General features: G+C 63.9%; 13 protein-coding genes. 8 read left to right on the top strand and 5 right to left on the bottom strand.

Annotated features, from left to right (window positions below):
• Position 1 precedes the first annotated feature (1 nt).
• The 5 genes from GR303_RS07785 (at position 2) to GR303_RS07765 (ending at position 3,931) form a co-directional block, all read left to right on the top strand.
• Positions 2-1,033 (top strand): branched-chain amino acid ABC transporter permease, encoded by a 1,032-nt coding sequence (locus GR303_RS07785; protein WP_343038418.1) that lies wholly within the window; start codon positions 2-4, stop codon positions 1,031-1,033.
• Positions 1,026-1,781, top strand: a complete 756-nt coding sequence (locus GR303_RS07780; protein WP_161722503.1) for an ABC transporter ATP-binding protein — start codon at positions 1,026-1,028, stop codon at positions 1,779-1,781. Before GR303_RS07785 ends, GR303_RS07780 begins: the two co-directional genes overlap by 8 nt.
• Positions 1,781-2,479 carry an ABC transporter ATP-binding protein gene (locus tag GR303_RS07775; RefSeq protein WP_161722504.1) on the top strand — a complete coding sequence of 233 codons (699 nt, stop codon included), beginning with the start codon at positions 1,781-1,783 and terminating at the stop codon, positions 2,477-2,479. The genes GR303_RS07780 and GR303_RS07775 overlap by 1 nt, the downstream gene beginning before the upstream one ends.
• A 10-nt stretch (positions 2,480-2,489) precedes the next feature.
• Positions 2,490-3,311, top strand: coding sequence for an alpha/beta hydrolase (locus GR303_RS07770; RefSeq protein ID WP_161722505.1), 822 nt, complete (start codon positions 2,490-2,492; stop codon positions 3,309-3,311).
• Between the two features lie 62 nt (positions 3,312-3,373).
• A complete protein-coding gene (locus GR303_RS07765) occupies positions 3,374-3,931 on the top strand; it encodes a histidine phosphatase family protein (protein WP_161722506.1) in 558 nt (185 codons plus the stop codon).
• A gap of 5 nt (positions 3,932-3,936) precedes the next feature.
• On the opposite strand, the gene GR303_RS07760 is transcribed toward GR303_RS07765, so the two are convergent.
• Together GR303_RS07760 and GR303_RS07755 are read right to left on the bottom strand one after the other, a co-directional pair.
• Positions 3,937-4,164: a hypothetical protein gene (locus tag GR303_RS07760; RefSeq protein ID WP_161722507.1), complete on the bottom strand. Its 228-nt coding sequence runs from the start codon at positions 4,162-4,164 to the stop codon at positions 3,937-3,939.
• A gap of 66 nt (positions 4,165-4,230) precedes the next feature.
• Entirely contained in the window at positions 4,231-7,563 is a 3,333-nt protein-coding gene (locus GR303_RS07755; RefSeq protein WP_161722508.1) for a transcription-repair coupling factor, read from the bottom strand.
• 122 nt (positions 7,564-7,685) lie between these two features.
• Here GR303_RS07755 and GR303_RS07750 point away from each other — a divergent pair, with 122 nt between their 5' ends.
• Complete coding sequence (locus tag GR303_RS07750) at positions 7,686-9,056, top strand: L,D-transpeptidase family protein (protein ID WP_161722509.1); 1,371 nt, start codon at positions 7,686-7,688, stop codon at positions 9,054-9,056.
• 1 nt (position 9,057) lies between these two features.
• Here the strand turns inward: GR303_RS07750 and GR303_RS07745 are convergent, their stop codons facing one another.
• Positions 9,058-9,432 (bottom strand): hypothetical protein, encoded by a 375-nt coding sequence (locus tag GR303_RS07745; RefSeq protein ID WP_161722510.1) that lies wholly within the window; start codon positions 9,430-9,432, stop codon positions 9,058-9,060.
• A 79-nt stretch (positions 9,433-9,511) separates the two neighbouring features.
• On the bottom strand, positions 9,512-9,706 hold the full coding sequence (locus GR303_RS07740; protein WP_161722511.1) for a hypothetical protein: 195 nt from the start codon (positions 9,704-9,706) through the stop codon (positions 9,512-9,514).
• Positions 9,707-10,059: 353 nt separating this feature from the next.
• On the opposite strand from GR303_RS07740, the gene GR303_RS07735 reads away from it, so the two are divergent.
• Both GR303_RS07735 and GR303_RS07730 read left to right on the top strand, forming a co-directional pair.
• Positions 10,060-11,490, top strand: a complete 1,431-nt coding sequence (locus tag GR303_RS07735; RefSeq protein ID WP_161722512.1) for a protein adenylyltransferase SelO — start codon at positions 10,060-10,062, stop codon at positions 11,488-11,490.
• Between the two features lie 243 nt (positions 11,491-11,733).
• The gene (locus GR303_RS07730; RefSeq protein WP_161722513.1) at positions 11,734-12,435 is read left to right on the top strand and encodes a hypothetical protein; all 702 of its coding nucleotides are present in this window, start codon (positions 11,734-11,736) and stop codon (positions 12,433-12,435) included.
• A gap of 115 nt (positions 12,436-12,550) precedes the next feature.
• Here the strand turns inward: GR303_RS07730 and glgA are convergent, their stop codons facing one another.
• A complete protein-coding gene (glgA, locus tag GR303_RS07725; RefSeq protein ID WP_246205475.1) occupies positions 12,551-14,032 on the bottom strand; it encodes a glycogen synthase GlgA in 1,482 nt (493 codons plus the stop codon).
• Positions 14,033-14,062 lie beyond the last annotated feature (30 nt).

Genomic DNA, 14,062 nt, shown 5'->3' with positions numbered 1-14,062 from the left:
CGTGACCGAACTGGTTGAAACCTCCTCCGCACCCGCCCTGTCCCTCGGCAGACGTCTCGAGATCGTTCCCATTGTCCTCTTCGCCGCCTTTGCGGCCGCGCCTCTGCTCGCGATGCTCTCCGGCGCGGAGGGCTATGTGCTCTCCCTCCTGACCCGGGTCATGATCTTCGGGATCGCCGCCATGTCGCTGGATCTCATCCTCGGCTACGGCGCTCTCGTCAGCTTCGGCCACGCCGCGTTCTTCGGCCTCGGCGGCTATGCAGTTGGCATCCTGGCGAGCCACGGCATCGAGGAGGCGCTGATCCAGGTGCCCGTCGCGCTCGCCGCCTCCGCCCTCTTCGCCCTCGTTACGGGGGCCATATCCTTGAGGACGAAGGGCGTGTACTTCATCATGATCACGCTCGCGTTCGGGCAGATGCTCTACTTCCTGGCCACGTCGCTTGCAGCCTATGGCGGCGATGACGGCATGACCCTGGCCTCGAGGAGCCTCCTCGCAGGCTCCACGGCTCTGGAAAACGACTTCGCCCTCTACGGATTCTGCCTGCTCTGCCTCTTCGGGGTCTATGCCTTCTCCCGGTCCTTGGTGGTATCCCGCTTCGGACGTGTCCTGCGGGGCACGCGCGAGAATGCGCTTCGCATGGAAGCCATCGGCTTCGAGCCCTTCCGCTATCAGCTCACCGCCTATGTGATCAGCGGCATGATGGCGGGGCTGGCCGGGTGCCTCCTGGCCAACCAGGCCGAGTTCGTGAGCCCGGCCTTCATGACCTGGCAGCGCTCTGGCGAGCTGATCTTCATGGTGGTGCTCGGCGGGCTGGGCTCTCTCCACGGCGCCATCATCGGAGCGGCCGCCTTCCTGCTGCTCGAAGAGTTCCTGCCCGAGATCCTGCACATGACGAGCTTCTTCCTCGCCGAGGAGACGCGGTCGCATCTTGCCGAGAACTGGAAGATGGTGTTCGGCCCCCTGCTCATCCTGATCGTGCTGTTCGTTCGGGGCGGCATCATGGGATTGCTGCGGAGGCCCCGCCATGGCTGAGCCGATGCTCGAACTTCGCAATCTGCGGAAGAACTATGGTGCGCTTGTCGTCACCGACGACGTGAGCCTTGCCGTCAATTCCGGCGAATTGCATGCGGTCATTGGCCCCAACGGTGCCGGCAAGACGACGCTGATCCACCAGATCTCCGGCATGCTGCCGTCCAACTCGGGCAAGATCCTGTTTGCCGGCGAGGACATCACGCAGCTTTCCATGCCTCAGCGGGTCGCGAAGGGTCTTGCACGCTCATTCCAGATCACTTCGATCCTTCCCGGCTTCTCCGCGCTTGAGAACGTGAGCCTCGCCATCCAGGCGCGCTCCGGCTCCAGCTTCCGTTTCTTCGGCAACGCCGCGCAGGAGCGCGCCCTGAACGAACCTGCCATGGATTGCCTCACCCATGTGGGCCTGAGCGCACGCGCTCACATCCCGGCGGGGCTTCTCTCCCATGGCGAGAAGCGCCAGCTCGAACTTGCCATCGGCCTTGCGACAGAGCCGAAGCTGCTCCTTCTCGACGAGCCCCTGGCCGGAACCGGCCACGACGAATCCCAGCGCGTCGTCGAAACCCTGCGACGCCTGAAAGGAAGGCTCACCATCGTGCTGATCGAGCATGACATGGAGGCGGTCTTTTCCCTGGCGGATCGGGTTTCGGTGCTCGTCTACGGGCGCCTGATCGCGACCGACACGCCGGAACGGGTCAGGGCCAATCCAGAGGTCCGCGCGGCCTATCTCGGCGAGGAGGAGATGGTCTGATGCTCTCGGTCCGGCACCTCCAGGCCTCCTACGGCGCGGCCCAGGTTCTCTTCGACGTCTCGCTTGACGTCGGGCCCGGCGAGGTCGTCACCCTGCTCGGGCGCAACGGCATGGGAAAGACCACAACCGTGCGCTCGATCATGGGCCTTCTGCGCCCCCGCGCCGGCGAGGTGCGCTTTGATGGTGTTGCGGTTGCGGGGCTTGCGCCCTATCGCATCGCCCAGACCGGCATCGGCCTCGTTCCCGAGGGACGACAAGTCTTCCCGACCCTGACCGTGGAGGAGAACCTCGTCGCCACCGCATCCACGCGGACGGGCTCCCGCCGCTGGACGCTCGATGCGGTCTACGAGCTGTTTCCCCGACTCAAGGAGCGGAGGGCCAATCTCGGCACGCAGCTTTCCGGCGGCGAGCAGCAGATGCTGGCCATCGGCCGCGCGCTCATGACCAACCCGAAGCTGCTCATCCTCGACGAGGCAACGGAGGGGCTGGCGCCATTGATCCGGGCGGAGATCTGGTCCTGCCTCAAGCGCCTGAAAGGCGAGCGCCAGTCGATTCTCGTCATCGACAAGAACATCGGCGCCCTGACTACCTTCGCCGACCGCCACGTGATCATCGAGAAAGGCCGCTCCGTCTGGACCGGGACGAGCGAGGAACTCCTGGGCGATCCAACCTTGAAGGATCGTTATCTCCACGTCTGAGGATAGTGCCATGGCATCCGGAAGACTCGACTATGAGGCCGAGTACAACAATCGGGCACGAGTGCCGGATCACTTGATCCATCTCGATGGTTGGGAGCAGGACGCCGCTGCCTATCGTGCAACAGCACGCTGCGAACTCAGCCTCAGCTACGGAGCAGGTGAGCGTAACCAAGTTGATCTTTTCTATCCAGAGAATGGCGACAGCGGCGGCCCTGTCGTTTTGTTCATTCATGGAGGATACTGGCAATCACGTGATAGAACATCTGTCAGTCATGTGGCTCGTGGTGCCAACATGCGGGGTCTGACAGTAGCCGTACCAAGCTACTCGCTCGCCCCCGCTGCCAATCTTGCCGGTATCATCGCCGAGATCGAAGCCGCAGCGGATTTCATCATGCGGCGCATGGACCGGCCGATCGTTGCGACGGGACACTCGGCAGGCGGCCACCTCGCGGCCTGCCTCATGGCCCGTACCTCACCATCTCTTCGCCCCGTTCGGGCAGCCATGCCAATCTCCGGCCTGTTCGATCTTCCGCCGCTCGTCGAAACGTCGATCAACAAAGCCCTCGGCCTCACGCTCGAGGAGGCGCATCGTCTCAGCCCGCTCGAATGGACGCCCCCGGGCAGCGGAAAGCTTGTTGCCGTCGTCGGGGGGGCCGAAAGCGGCGAGTTCCTGCGCCAGTCCCGCGCCATCGTCGACACCTGGGGCCGGGCTGGCGTCACGACGCGCTATCACGAGGTTCCGGAAGCTCACCATTTCAATGTCATCGCCGGACTTGCAAACCCAGCGGACCCGCTGGTGGACATCCTTGTGGAGCTTACCGAGGGAGCGTGAGCCCCTCAGACTGACGCTGTCGGCTTGGACATCAAGCGCGACGTGAAACCGGGGAGTTCAGGATGGCCCCTTTGCCCGCTCTTCTGAGCCTGATGCTCTTGAGCTGGATGCTGCCGGCCCAGGCGTCCGATGAAGCGTGGCAGGCTCTGCGGCAGGGAGGAACCGTCGCAATCCTGCGGCATGCCCGCGCTCCGGGAACTGGCGACCCGGCCGGGTTCCGGCTTGATGATTGCGCGACCCAGCGCAACCTCTCGGCCGAGGGCCGGCAGCAGGCGCAGACCATCGGCGAGCAGTTCAGAACGCGCGGGATCCCGGTGGAGCGCGTGCTCTCCAGCCGCTGGTGCCGGGCCCTCGATACCGCCCGCTTGGCATTTGGCGCCGTCACCGAGCCTTTCCCGCCGCTCGACTCCTTCTTCGGAGGACGCGAGCGGGAGGAGAGCCAGACGCAGGCCCTGCGCCAGACCGTTCAGGAATGGCGCTCGCGCGGCGTGCTCGTGCTGGTTACCCATCAGGTCAACATCACAGCCTTGACCGGTGTCTTCCCGAGCGAAGGCGAGGCGCTCGTGCTGAGGCCGAGGCCTGGAGCTGGATTCGACCTGATCGGGCGCATCAGGTTCTGAGAGTCTCAGACATCCGCGCGAAGCTGCTCGGCCACGCCCTGGCTCATGTAGGGGTGGCCTGCCTCGTTAAGGGCGCGATCCAGGGCCTCGACGGCCACAAGGATCTTTGTGAGCTCCTCCGCCATCTCGACGGAGGGAAGCGGCGCCTCGGAAATCTGGCGCGCCATTTCCCGGCGCCGCTTCACAAGGCTCTCGCGCGCAGCGATCAGTTCCTGGATCTCCTCGGACGTCATTGGCTCCTCATGATCAGAATGGCTTTCTGGGATAAGTCCTTTTCATTCGGATCGGTTCACATCGGGTCACCGCTCCAGGCGATCCAGCAACCCGAGGATGAGCCGGTAGCGCTCATCGGGATCATCATCGGAGGCGTCATGGATAAGCCTCTCGCCGCTCCATCGGAGATTGCCCTGCGCTTCCTCGATCATGGCTTGTAGGGGCAGATCCTCCGCCGCACCAGGCCGGAAGCTCAGGGCTATGGCTTGCGGACCGGCATCGATGCGCGCGATCCTCAGGCGCAGGCATCGATGCTTCAGGCCAGCGAGCCTCACGAGATTTTGCACCTCGTCGGGCATGGGACCGAGGCGGTCCTCGATTTCCGACTCGAGGTCGTCGGCGGTTTCCGACGAGTCGATCCGCGCAAGGCGGGCATAAAGGTTGATCCGGACCTCCGGCTCGCTGACATACTCCTCCGGGATCCTGCCGACGAGGCCGATGTTGATCTCCGGCGTCCAGTCGGGCTCTGCCTCACCACGCAGGGCACGCCTGAGCATGTGCTGATAGAGATCCGCACCGATCAGCTTGACATGGCCGCTCTGCTCCTCCCCGAGAAGCGTCCCCGCTCCTCGCTGGTCGAGGTCGCGCGCGCTGATGGCGAAGCCGGCGCCTAACCTGTCGAGCGTTTCCAGAGTCCGCAGCCGCTTCTCCGTGGCTTGAGACAAGGCCTCGCCGGGTTCCGTCAGGAGATAGGCTGCTCCTCGAACGCGACCGCGCCCCACACGTCCGCGGAGCTGATGCAACTGCGAGAGCCCGAAACGGTCTGCGCGCCAGACCAGCATGGTATTGGCGCGCGGAACATCGAGCCCGCTTTCGATGATGTTGGTTGCCAGCAGCACGTCACCCTCGCCGTCGGCAAAGCGGACCATCGCCTCGTCCGCCTCGGCCGGAAGCATCTGGCCATGGGCGATCAGGATGTCGAGCTCCGGGACAAGTTGGGCGAGCCTGGCGCGCATGGGCTCGATGTCCTCCACCCGCGAGCAGACGACGAAGCTCTGCCCTCGCCTGCGCCGTTCCCGCATGAGCGCCTCGCGGACGCTGACGGGATCGAAAGGCATGAGGAAGGTGCGGATGGGCTGTCGCCTGGCCGGAGGCGTCGCGATGACGCTCAGATCCTGCAATCCGACGAGCGCAGCCTGCAGGGTCCGAGGGATCGGCGTCGCGGTCAGGGTGAGAACATGTCCTTCAGAGGCCATGTTCTGCAGCTTCGCCTTGTGCGCGGCTCCGAACTTCTGCTCCTCGTCGATGATGACGAGGCCGAGATCCTTGAATGCGACACCTTTGGCCGCTAGGGCATGGGTGCCGATGACGATCCGGATGGACCCGTCCCTCAGCCCTTTCTTGACGGCTCTCGCTTCCGCCGGGCTCACCAGACGCGAGAGATGTGCGACCTCAATCTCAAGTCCGGCGAAACGGCGCTGAAAGCTTCTGACGTGCTGTCGGACCAGTACCGTGGTCGGGGCAATCACTGCCACCTGCTTGCCTGCCAATGCGGCGGCTGCGGCTGCACGCAGCGCGACCTCCGTCTTGCCGAATCCGACATCGCCGCAGACCAGCCGATCCATCGGATGTCCCGAGGCGAGATCGTCGAGCACATCCTCGATGGCGCGCTGCTGATCCGGCGTCTCAGAATAGGGAAACCGGGCTACGAAACGCTCGTACGCGCCACTTGGCGGCACGAGCGGCTGAAGCCTCTTGGACCGGCGAGCCTCGACAAGGTGCTTCAGCCGCTCGGCAGTGTCGCGAATCTCCGCCTCGATCCTCTCGCGGCGCGCCGTCCAGGCATCGCTCTTCAGCCTGTCCAGGGAGATGGAGGACGACATCGCTCCATAGCGCCAGACGCGATCCATCTCCATTGCCGGAACCATCAGGGTCGTATTGCCGGCGTAACCGAGCCTGATCGCATCACCTGTGCCTGCTGCGCCTGCCGTTATCGTCTCGATGCCGTCAAGGGAGCCGATGCCGTGCTCGGTGTGAATGACCGCATCGCCGATCTGAAAGGCGATGTCGTGCAATGGGGAGGTGCCCGAGCCGTTCTCCTGCTCCAGCCCTGTCTCGGCGCGGCTTCCAAGGACGGAGGCTGCGGTGATGACGGCGATTTCCCCACGCTCATCGACGAAGCCGTCCTTCAGGTTCGACACGAGTGCGAACCAGCCATTCTCCCGTCCATGGACGACATCGCTCCACCGCTCGACTGCCGCAACGCTCGCCTGCAGCCGCTGGACCCTTCGCCTCAATCTGTTCAGGTCGCCTCTCGTCGCGGCGGACAGCACGATCTTCCGTCCGGCCTCCTGCTGGGTGCGCAGGAACTCCGTCAGGGCGCGAGTCGGATTGGAGGTCGTCGCAAATCGCGGCACGGTCATCTGCGCTGCATCGGCCTGTTCAGCCCGGTGGATGAGGACGAGGCGCCGCTGGGACAGAAGCCTTGTCCATTCCGAGTCCTGGACGAAGAGCCGTTCAGGAGCAACTCCCGAGCCCGGAGCCGCTCCATCCGGGCGAGCGCTCCTGCGAGCCTCATAGGCCTCTCCGACCTGCTCCAGGATGAGCTGGCGGCGCCCTTCCGCTCCTGCTTCGACCACCATTGCAGCGTCCGGCCAGTAGTCGAAGACGGTATCGAGGTGGGAGTAGTAATCCGGCAGCCGGTGTTCCATGCCATCGAAGCGATCAAAGGATGCGTCGGGATCGCCGCTATTCGGCACGATCACCTCGGAGGCAGGCTCCAGCAGCAGGCTGTCGACGTTGGACTCCGTGCGCTGGGAAACGGGATCGTAGGTGCGGATGGCAAGGATGGTCTGGCCATCATGTTCGACGCGACAAGGCGTGGCGCCGCTGGCCGGATACAGGTCGACCACCTGACCGCGGATCGCCGCTTCTCCGGGCTCGTCCACCCGCTCGTCGAGAATGTATCCCGTGCGGGACAGGAAGAGCTGAATGCTCTCAGGCGAGAACGCTTCCCCCGTTCGAAGACAATAGGCAGAGGCCTCGACGATGTCGCGGGGCGGCACCCGCTGGAGGATGGCGGCGGCGCTCGTCACGAGCAGACGTGGGCCCTTTTGGGCCCGCAGCATGTGCCGAAGCACCGACAGGCGCTGCCCCATCGCTTCGCGCGAAGGCGACACGCGGTCATAGGGAAGACAATCCCATGGCGGGAGAAGATGGAGTTCAAGATCCGGCGCGAGGCTCTTCAAGGCGAGTGCCAGCTGCCCGGCACGGCGCTCCCCTTCGGCGACATAGATGAAGCTTCCCGAGCCGGCAGCGGCAATCTGCTCAAGCAGCCTGACGGCATGAAGGCCGATGGACGGAGGCAGGCTGAGATCGATCCGCCGGATGTCCTGCGGGGGAGCGGGCGTCACCTGCATGGGCAACTCGCATGAAGAGAGAAGGTTGGGACAGGGTACAACGCCCCTCAGCCCTCCCAGTTGCAGCGCCAGGCGGGTTGCGCGCAGCACTTTGTAAACCAAGATCGCCCATAGTCTGGGGCATGACCTACCGGCATGCCAACTCCCTCCGCCTCAGCCTTGTCCTTCTCGCTGGCCTATGGTTTGCGGGGATCGCTGAGGCACAGCAGATCACCCCGGAGATCCCGCCTCCGGCTGCGCCGGCGCCTGCATCGACAAACGCCACCCTGCGGCACAAGGCTGCAGCCTCGCCTGCGACCAAGGTATCGGAGCAGCCGAGCCGCCCTGCGGTACTGCCAGTGAACATCTCGCAGGATACCCGGCCCACGCTTGACCCTGCCACCTTCATCAACACCATGCGGGCGGCATGGACCTACAAGCGCATTGCCGAGGCGGGCGGTTGGCCGACCCTGCCGCCGGGGACGGTGCTGAAGGCCGGGGACAAGAGCCCCCTCGTCGCCGTCCTCCGGCAGCGCCTTGCACTCGAAGGCGACCTGCCTGCGGGCTCGACGGCAAACACGGTTTTCGACGGCGAGTTGTCGGAAGCCGTCAAACGATTCCAAGCGAGGCACGGATTGCCGGAAACCGGAGCCGTGCGGGCCAGGACGTTGCAGGCAATCAATGTGCCCGCCCTCACCCGTCATCGTCAGCTCACCGCATCGGCCCAGCGGCTCGCAGGCTCGACCTTTGCTTTCGGCGACCGCTATGTCGTGGTGAACATTCCTTCCGCGGCAGTGGAAGCGGTAGAGCGCGGTGAGGTGGTGAGGCGCTATGTGGCCGTCGTCGGAAAGACGGACCGCCCCTCGCCCACGGTGGAAACGCGCATCACCGCCGTCAATCTCAACCCGACCTGGACGGTCCCGGTGTCGCTGATCAGGAAAGACATCATCCCCCATGTGCGCAAGGATCCGGCCTATCTCGAGAAGATGAAGATCCGCATTCTCGATGCGAAGGGGCAGGAGGTCGATCCGAAGACCCTCGACTGGTCGACGGAGAGCGCCGTGAACTACACGCTGCGCCAAGACTCGGGTGCGATCAACTCGCTCGGGCAGATCCGTATCGACATGCCGAACAAGCACGCCGTCTACATGCACGACACACCAAAGAAGCAGCTTTTTGCGCAAGATGCGCGTTTTCACTCGTCGGGTTGCGTGCGTGTTGCGGATGTGGTCGGTTTTGCCGAATGGCTGCTGCGTGACACCGGCGGCGCATCCGGAAAGTGGACCAAGTCCAGCATCGACGCCGCCATCGCCAGCACGGAACGTCAAGACATTCGCCTGAGCAAGCCGGTTCCCGTAGCGTGGGTTTACCTGACGGGCTACGCTACCCCGGACGGCATGGTTCATTTCCGTGACGACGTCTACGGCCTCGACGAGCCGAAGGCCGACCCGAGCCTCGACCTGCAAGCCGTCGACGTGCCGGCAACGGCATCGATCAAATCCAAACGTCTTTGATTCAGAGACTTTTCCTGCGCAGGAGCCGGCCGGAAGAAGGGACTGGCATGCGGGACTTGCGGCACTCGAAGATCGCATCCTGCAGCAGGTCGACGGCGGCATCGGCTCGAGCGCGGGCAATCGCGATGAAGGCGGGATCGCGCTGCGAAAAGCGGTCCGCAGCCTGCGCCAAATGCCTGCAGCGCTCGGCGACGATGCGGCGGGCCTCCTTCAAGCGCGGGCTCGACGCCTCTCGGCCGGCCATCTCGTCGCAGTACCGCAGAACATCCGCAGCCAGATCCTCACCCGCATAGAGACCGGAATAGTTGCGGATGAGACCGCGGATCAAAGCGAAGGAGCAGCGGATCTCCTGCCGTATCATCGTGTCGTTGCTCATCGCGTCCTTCCGAAAGGCACCAGGGTCCTGCCTGCATCGGCGATGATCTGGATATGACCGAAGGATGTCTAAGAAGTCGTTAGCCCCTCTTTTCGGATGCCAGCACGACTGAAGCCTTCGGCGGCGCAGCTTCTGTCTCGCGCTCCGTGACACTGGTCGGAGAAGTCCAGACCTTCTCCAGGAGCGGACCTGCGACGATCCCTGCGACGAATGCGAATGCCGCAAGGATCAGGCCGACACGTCCGCAAAGGGCCAGCGCATCTTTGACTGCCATCTGCAAGCCTCCCGTCTGTCACGATTCGAAAGACTTTATGAAACTGTCTCAGCCCGACCAATAGAGGGACGCATCGGCTTTGGGATGCAAGGCGCAGTCGAACGTCAGCATCATCTGAGAAGCTTCGGAACAAACAGCGTTTTTGGAGATATCCTCAGGCTGGAAATATTTTTGTTGCGCGCCAGACGATTGCCATGATTGCCTGCGTCGCAACACTATACGATGGCGGAACAGCAGTTCGGCCTGCTCTTGACAAAGACTTCCGACCTCAAGTCGCACCTTTTCGGCAGCGGAGCGTGCCTGAACATTTCGCTTCCGCAGGATTTGACCATGACACGCCAGGAGTTGTCGCGATGCCCGTCTCCGCTGCCTACTCGCCTTCAGCCAAGCACCAGGATCTCGGCCCCGACTTCTACGATATCGTCCAGGCGGCACGCTTTCCGCAGCACGTCCTGCGTTACAGGAACCAGCGCTGGGCTGCCCGGGTAGGGCTCGATTCCCTCACTGACGAGGAGTGGATCGACCATTTCGGCCGGTTCACTCCCCTTCCCGGCAGCCTGGAGCAGCCGCTCGCCCTGCGATATCACGGGCATCAGTTTCGCACCTACAACCCCTACCTGGGCGATGGACGCGGCTTCTTGTTCGCGCAGCTCCGCGATGCAAAGGATGGCAGGCTGCTCGACCTCGGCACGAAGGGAAGCGGGCAGACGCCCTGGTCGCGGCACGCGGACGGACGTCTCACCTTGAAAGGCGGCGTGCGGGAGATCCTGGCAACCGAAATGCTGGAAGCGCTCGGCGTCGAGACATCCAAGTCCTTCAGCCTGATCGAAACCGGGGAGGAGCTCGAGCGCGGCGACGAACCTTCCCCTACCCGCTCGTCGGTTCTGGTCCGCCTCAGCCACTCGCACGTCCGGATCGGGACGTTCCAGCGCTTCCTCTATCTCAGCGAAAGCCACAACATCAGCAGGCTACTCGACTACACGATTCAAACCTACATGCCCGAGGCCTGGCGCGAGGAAGAGCCAGCCCGTGCAGCCGCCTTTCTCGAAGAGGTCTGCCGCCGCGTGGCGTGCATGGGCGCGCAATGGATGGCGGCCGGGTTCGTGCACGGCGTTCTCAACACCGACAACATCAACGTGACGGGCGAGAGCTTCGACTACGGTCCATGGCGCTTCCTGCCCTACTATGAGCCCGGCTTCACCGCGGCCTACTTCGACGAAACCGGGCTCTATGCTTTCGGCAGGCAGCCGGACACCCTGCTGTGGAACCTGTTTCGCCTCGCGGAATGCCTGCTGCCCTTGGCGGAGCAGAGCGCCCTGGAGCAGGCGCTGTCCGCCTTCGAGCCGGCGCTCCACCGCGCCTTCGCAGACGCCATCCTGCGCCGTCTTGGACTCCAGTCCGAGAGCTTCGAACGGGACGGAGCCCTCGCCAAAGCCCTCTGGACCTTCCTTCATGAGACGAAGGCGCCTTTCGAGCAGGTTTTCTTCGATTGGTATGGCGGTGAGGCGAGCGCCGGGCGGGCGGCGCATAGCCCCGCGGCGGATCACTATGCTCAGACCCCCTTCCAAGCCGTTCGCGCTGCCTTCCAGAGCTTCGCTCCTGCGCCCGGGATCAAGCTCGACCATCCTTACTTCGCACGTCCAGTGCCCTGCACGATGCTGATCGACGAGGTCGAGGCTGTTTGGTCTCCGATCGCCATGGACGACGATTGGTCGTCCTTCCAGAGTAAGATCATGGAGATCCGAGTCATGGCTGAAGCTTATGAGACCGGGCCGGAGATATGAGGCTAAGCGCTCATGGTTTAGCTTGACGATCGGCACGAAAGCCGAAGTACTACCCAGTATAGCTCCTCCAGTATCTTCATATATAGCCACGTTAACAGCAAACTTGGCAATAGGTTCCCAAACTGCCAAGTCCTAAATTTCGACATACGGAGGGAACGTTATTCCTATACCTGCGTCTATTAGCCAACCGAGCCGTCATGAGGCGGCTTATTTTCAGTATTGGCTCCAACGTAGGTGAACACCATGAAGCGTTCGCATGCTCTCTCTTTGTCTAGCGCCGCCCTGCTCCTTGCCATGGCGGCTCCGGCCTATGCTCAAAGCTTCGGTCCCGGGCAGCAATGCGTGCCTGCCGTGGCCGATCCTTCCATCTACCACAACTGCCGTCTTCGCATCGTCGCGGGGCAGGAGGTTTGCCGTTGCTCCATCAGACCGTTGGCCCAGCAAAGGCTTGAGCTACTGAGGAACCGAGGCGATGTCGATGCGACGGCGACCGGCTCCGTCAACGGCCGTCCGGTAATCGTCCCCGGCTCCGGAGGCTCCTCCGGTGGCGGCACGCTCGGAAGCTCCGGCAGCGGCGGCGGCACCCAGGGTCCGGGCCGCGGCGGCGCTGTCGCCGACAACGGCAATTCGGGCAAGGGCACCAATGGCGGCACCGGCACCTCGACGGATGACGGCGGCACGACCGGCAGCACCGGTGGAACCGGCGGCTCGACCGGCAACGGCAGCTCTGGCGGTAGCGGCAAGGGCTCCGGCAATGGCAATAACGGTCAGGGCAATGCGGGCGGCCACGGCAACAACGGGCACGGAAACGACGACGACGGCAACGACGCGTCCAACCCCGGCGGCTCGAACAACGGCGATGGCACCGACCAGGACGGGCCGGCCGGGAACGGCGGCGGCAACGGTGGTGGCAAAGGCGGTGGCAAGGGTGGCGACAAGCACTAAGACGCCCTAGCGACAGCCCAAAGCCCCTGACGATGGATATCGTCAGGGGCCTATTTTATCGGAGGTGACCGGCGAAGATAAGCTGGCGCAACGCAGCCCTGCCCCTCGCGAAGAATCAGGCAAAAGCCGCGTGGCAGGCCCGCTCGTAAACCTCTTGGTAGCGGGAGGCGGATCGATCCCAGCCATGGGGCCGCTTCATCGCCGCGCGACGCATGGCAATCAGGCGGGACCGAGAGCGGAAGGTATCGAGGCCCCGCTTGATGGCATCTTTGAACCGGTTGAGGGACGGCTCGCCGAACAGGAACCCGTTGACACCATCCTCGATCGTGTCGGCCAGACCGCCCGTGCGGTGCGCGATGGGCAGCGAGCCGAAGCGCTGCGCATACATCTGGCTCAGACCGCAGGGCTCGAAGCGCGATGGCATCAGAAGAAAATCGCTGCCGGCATACATGCGGCGGGCATCGCCCTCGTCGTAGCCGATCTTCACGCCGATGGAACCGGGATGGCGTCCTGCCAGGGCCTGCAGTTCGGCCTCGAAGCGCGGCTCGCCCTGGCCGATGAAGGCAATCTGCCCACCCTGCGATACGATGGTCTCGGCGGCGGAGATCGCCAGATCGACACCTTTCTGATGCACGAGCCGCGACACGACGGCGAAGAGCGGGCCCGTGTTGAGGGCAAGACCGAAACTCCTGCGAACGCTCTCCGCATTGGCGCGCTTGCCGCGGCAGTTCTCGGCCGAGAACCGGCTGACCAAGTAGGGGTCGGTACTCGGATCCCAGCTCTCGTCGATGCCATTGATGATGCCGTCGAGCCGCCCCTCCTCGGCGCGGGCGCGCAGGAGCCCATCGAGACCGCAGCCGAATTCGGGCCGCGTGATCTCCTGCGCATAGGTGGAACTCACCGTCGTGATATGGGACGAGTAGTAGATCCCTGCCTTCAGGAAGGACACCTTGCCGTAGAACTCCACACCCTCGATGTGGAAGGCCGCATCGGGAATGCCCAGATGCGAGAGGCGGCTGCGCTCGAAATTGCCCTGATAGGCGAGATTGTGAATGGTCAGGATGGTGGGAATGCGCTGTCCACGCCATGCCAGATAGGCGGAGGCAAGGCCCGACGGCCAGTCGTTCAGGTGAAGCAGGTCCGCACGCCAGAGCGGATCGCCATTGCCGCTGGCGATATCGGCGGCGGCGAGCCCGAGACGCGCGAAACGAATGTCGTTGTCGCACCAGTCGACGCCGAAGCTGTCGACATAGGGCGAGCCGTCCCGGTCGTAGAGTTCCGGGCACAGGAGAACGTAAACGATCAGGCCGTCGCGCGTCATTGCGCGGCCGAGGCTGCAGGCCGGAATGCCGTAGGAGGCCGACAGCCTCGCGACCTCTTCAACGGCTCCGATCTGCGACAGAACCTGACGGTAGCCAGGGATGAGGATGCGCACGTCGTAATGATGGCGCAACGCGCGCGGAAGCGCGGCCGAGACCTCGCCGAGACCGCCGGCTTTGATGTAGTCAGAGATTTCGGATGTGACGAAAAGAATGGACTGGCGCCGCGTGACGGAAATCGATGGCTGGGAACTGCACTGCAGTTCGGCATGCGCCATGGTCGAGACAGCCGAACCGGCGTCCAGTTG

The organism is Microvirga arsenatis (assembly GCF_009910705.1).
Taxonomy (GTDB): Bacteria; Pseudomonadota; Alphaproteobacteria; order Rhizobiales; family Beijerinckiaceae; genus Microvirga; species Microvirga arsenatis.
Note: the sequence above shows the minus strand (reverse complement) of the source record. Positions and strands in the feature narration are given on the sequence as shown.

Bases quoted from the DNA above. Each gene is read 5' to 3' on its own strand.
- GR303_RS07780 (WP_161722503.1), top strand. From the start codon at position 1,026: ATGGCTGAGCCGATGCTCGAACTTCGCAATCTGCGGAAGAACTATGGT.
- GR303_RS07775 (WP_161722504.1), top strand. From the start codon at position 1,781: ATGCTCTCGGTCCGGCACCTCCAGGCCTCCTACGGCGCGGCCCAGGTT.
- GR303_RS07770 (WP_161722505.1), top strand. From the start codon at position 2,490: ATGGCATCCGGAAGACTCGACTATGAGGCCGAGTACAACAATCGGGCA.
- GR303_RS07765 (WP_161722506.1), top strand. From the start codon at position 3,374: ATGGCCCCTTTGCCCGCTCTTCTGAGCCTGATGCTCTTGAGCTGGATG.
- GR303_RS07760 (WP_161722507.1), bottom strand. From the start codon at position 4,164: ATGACGTCCGAGGAGATCCAGGAACTGATCGCTGCGCGCGAGAGCCTT.
- GR303_RS07755 (WP_161722508.1), bottom strand. From the start codon at position 7,563: ATGCAGGTGACGCCCGCTCCCCCGCAGGACATCCGGCGGATCGATCTC.
- GR303_RS07750 (WP_161722509.1), top strand. From the start codon at position 7,686: ATGACCTACCGGCATGCCAACTCCCTCCGCCTCAGCCTTGTCCTTCTC.
- GR303_RS07745 (WP_161722510.1), bottom strand. From the start codon at position 9,432: ATGAGCAACGACACGATGATACGGCAGGAGATCCGCTGCTCCTTCGCT.
- GR303_RS07740 (WP_161722511.1), bottom strand. From the start codon at position 9,706: ATGGCAGTCAAAGATGCGCTGGCCCTTTGCGGACGTGTCGGCCTGATC.
- GR303_RS07735 (WP_161722512.1), top strand. From the start codon at position 10,060: ATGCCCGTCTCCGCTGCCTACTCGCCTTCAGCCAAGCACCAGGATCTC.
- GR303_RS07730 (WP_161722513.1), top strand. From the start codon at position 11,734: ATGAAGCGTTCGCATGCTCTCTCTTTGTCTAGCGCCGCCCTGCTCCTT.
- glgA (WP_246205475.1), bottom strand. From the start codon at position 14,032: ATGGCGCATGCCGAACTGCAGTGCAGTTCCCAGCCATCGATTTCCGTC.